The 2860-nt window shown below is 52.3% G+C and carries 2 protein-coding genes; one reads left to right on the forward strand and one right to left on the reverse strand.

Features of this window, described 5'->3' with window-relative positions; translation table 11 throughout:
* The first annotated feature begins 164 nt into the window (after positions 1-164).
* Positions 165-1910, forward strand: coding sequence for a B12-binding domain-containing radical SAM protein (locus CA13_RS02550; RefSeq protein WP_146394454.1), 1746 nt, complete (start codon positions 165-167; stop codon positions 1908-1910).
* A gap of 6 nt (positions 1911-1916) precedes the next feature.
* Here CA13_RS02550 and CA13_RS02555 read toward each other — a convergent pair whose 3' ends face one another.
* Complete coding sequence (locus tag CA13_RS02555; RefSeq protein WP_146394455.1) at positions 1917-2681, reverse strand: SGNH/GDSL hydrolase family protein; 765 nt, start codon at positions 2679-2681, stop codon at positions 1917-1919.
* Positions 2682-2860 lie beyond the last annotated feature (179 nt).

A 2860-nucleotide genomic window follows, 5' to 3' on the forward strand; every position in this document is an offset into this window, starting at 1 on the left:
AGCCCCGAGAATTCCGGGCAAAACCTGTCGAAAGCCTACAATTCCTCACCTTTGGTGCGACGTTATGTCCACTTCCGCCGATTGGCGATTGACCCCACCCGGGGCGATGGTCTAGCGTGAGCACCCCATTAGGACTCTGACCGCCACCCAAACGGATCGGCACTATGCCTGACTCGACCATGCCTGACTCAACCAACGCCACCCCAATTGCACAACCAACCGCCCCTGACAAGCACCCGCTCGGGTCACGCGCGAAGGTACTGCTGACCAGTGTATTTGGCCCTTACGCCGTCGACGATGGTGCGGGTAGCCGCTTGATCAATCCAATGGAGTTGTACCACAACCAAGTGACTCGCGTGCAGCAAGCGTATTCGCTTCGAACGTTCCAGCGGTCGTGGGGTTTGATGCTGATCCAAGTCAACTTGGAAGCTCCCACCACGCTGCTTGATTTTCCGAGTGAAAAACGATTTTTGCAGGAAATCAAAGAGAACGATTACGACGTGGTGGGCATTAGTTCGATCCAAACGAACTTGATCAAGGTCCGCAAAATGTGTCGGATGATTCGCAAGCATTTACCGAATGCCACCATCGTGATTGGCGGCCACATCGGTAACTTTCCTGGGCTTGATCAATTTTGCGACTATGATCACGTCGTTCGCGGTGACGGCATTTGTTGGATGCGGGACTTCCTCGGCCAAGATACACAGACGCCGCTGAAACACCCGCAAGTGATCGCGAACATTGGCAGTCGGATGATGGGTATCAACCTAAAAAACCATCCGGGCGATATTGCCGCAACGCTGATTCCGTCGGCTGGATGTCCGATGGGATGCAACTTCTGCTCAACGTCGGCGATGTTTGGCGGCAAAGGGAAATACGTCAAGTTCTTTGAGACCGGCCAGCAGCTATTCGATATCATGTGCCAACTCGAAAAGACGCTCGATACGCGGGCCTTCTTTGTCATGGACGAGAATTTTTTGGTCGACAAAAAGCGAGCACTCGGGCTGCTCGAATTGATGCAAAAGCACAACAAACCGTGGTCGCTATATCTGTTCAGCAGTGCGAACATCTTGAAGCAATACACCATGGAACAACTCGTTGCACTCGGGGTGAGTTGGGTTTGGATGGGCTTAGAAGGAAAATCGTCCCAGTACACCAAGTTGGCAGGAACCGATACATTTTCGCTGGTCAAAGAGCTTCAGTCCCACGGAATTCGCGTCTTGGGAAGCAGCATCATTGGGTTAGAAGAACATACACCTGAGAATATCGACGAAGCGATCGATCACGCGGTCGCTCATAACAGCGAATTTCACCAATTTATGCTCTACACGCCGATCCCTGGCACGCCATTGTATGCCGAGCACGAAGCCAAAGGCACGCTGTTGGATCGAAGCGAGATTTCGATTCCCGACATTCATGGGCAATTGAGATTCAATTTCCATCATCCAAATATCAAAGATGGCCAAGAAACCGAGTTTCTATTGCGAGCTTTTCATCGTGACTTTGACGTCAATGGCCCCAGTGCAATCCGAATCATTCGTACGACTTTACGAACTTGGGAACGTTACAAAAATCATCCTGACGCACGGATTCGCGCACGATTTTCCGAGGAAGCAGCAAGTTTGCCGGTCAAGTATTCCGGAGTTCTCTGGGCCACCGAGCGTGCCTACGAGGACAAGCCACGGATCGCAAAAATGTGCTCGCAACTACTCGACGACATTCACGAGCTATACGGTGCAAAGTCGCGACATGCAGCCCCCATCGTTGGCCGCTATATTTTGAAAAGGCTTCGCGACGAGCAGGCACGATTGGCCGATGGATGGACCTACGAACCGCCAACGTACTACGAAACGAACGTGGACGACGGGCCAACCAATGCCACCCGCGTCGAGGGCGCTGCGACCACTTAAGCGATTTTAGATTTCCAGCGTTTCACGCCACGTCTTGGCCATTAACGCATGACCGGCCATGGTCGGATGGACGCCATCGCCAGCCCAATATTTTGGCTCCGCAACTTTGACGGCTTCATCAAACATTTCTTGGAATGGCACCCAACGAAGTGAGAGAGAGTCGGCAACTTTACGGGCGGCTTCGCGTCGCTCAGTGAATTCAGGGAACCACGAGTCATCGATCGCACCGCAGCGTAAAACGAACGGTTCGCAAATCACGATCGTGGTTTCTGGTAACTGCGCCGTTGTCTGAATCAACAATTCCGTTAACCCCGAATGGAAAGATTCGACAGTTCCATCGTATTTGCCTGATCGCTTGTGCCAAATATCGTTGACTCCGATCAGAATACTTAGCAGGTTCGGTTCGAGATCGATGCAATCTTGTTGCCAACGAGCCGCCAAATCGGGAACTTTGTTTCCACTAATCCCTCGATTGAAAATCTGTAATCCGTTGGCCGGGTAATCTCTCAGCAACCCGCTTGCGATCATCATCGGATATCCGCTGCCGAACCCACGCGGATCATTGACACCATTGCGCCGGCGGTCACGCCCGGCGTCCGTAATCGAGTCTCCTTGGAAAAGGATCGTGTCACCGGCCTCGAGCTTGACCGGCCTCCCCAGAGAAGATTGGTCAGCCGCCAATGCGTGCGAAAACGGATCCTTCAAACCGAGTGCCACAACAGCAGCAGCTGATGCGCGAAACAGACGGCGACGGTCATAGGATGAGTTCATTACGCAGGTTCTCTCGTTGAAATTTGAGGTGGGGACAATGGCGGATCAAAGACAGCAATTGTATACCAAAATAAGACCACGTGGCTGTTACCCACACGAAACAGAGCCATTGCAATCCAATCGACATCAATCCTGCTTGCCTCTGCGGACCGCGATTTTTGCTGTTTCGAATGCGAAGA

The sequence above is a fragment of the Novipirellula herctigrandis genome (genome assembly GCA_007859835.1).
GTDB classification, from domain to species: Bacteria; Planctomycetota; Planctomycetia; order Pirellulales; family Pirellulaceae; genus Novipirellula_A; species Novipirellula_A herctigrandis.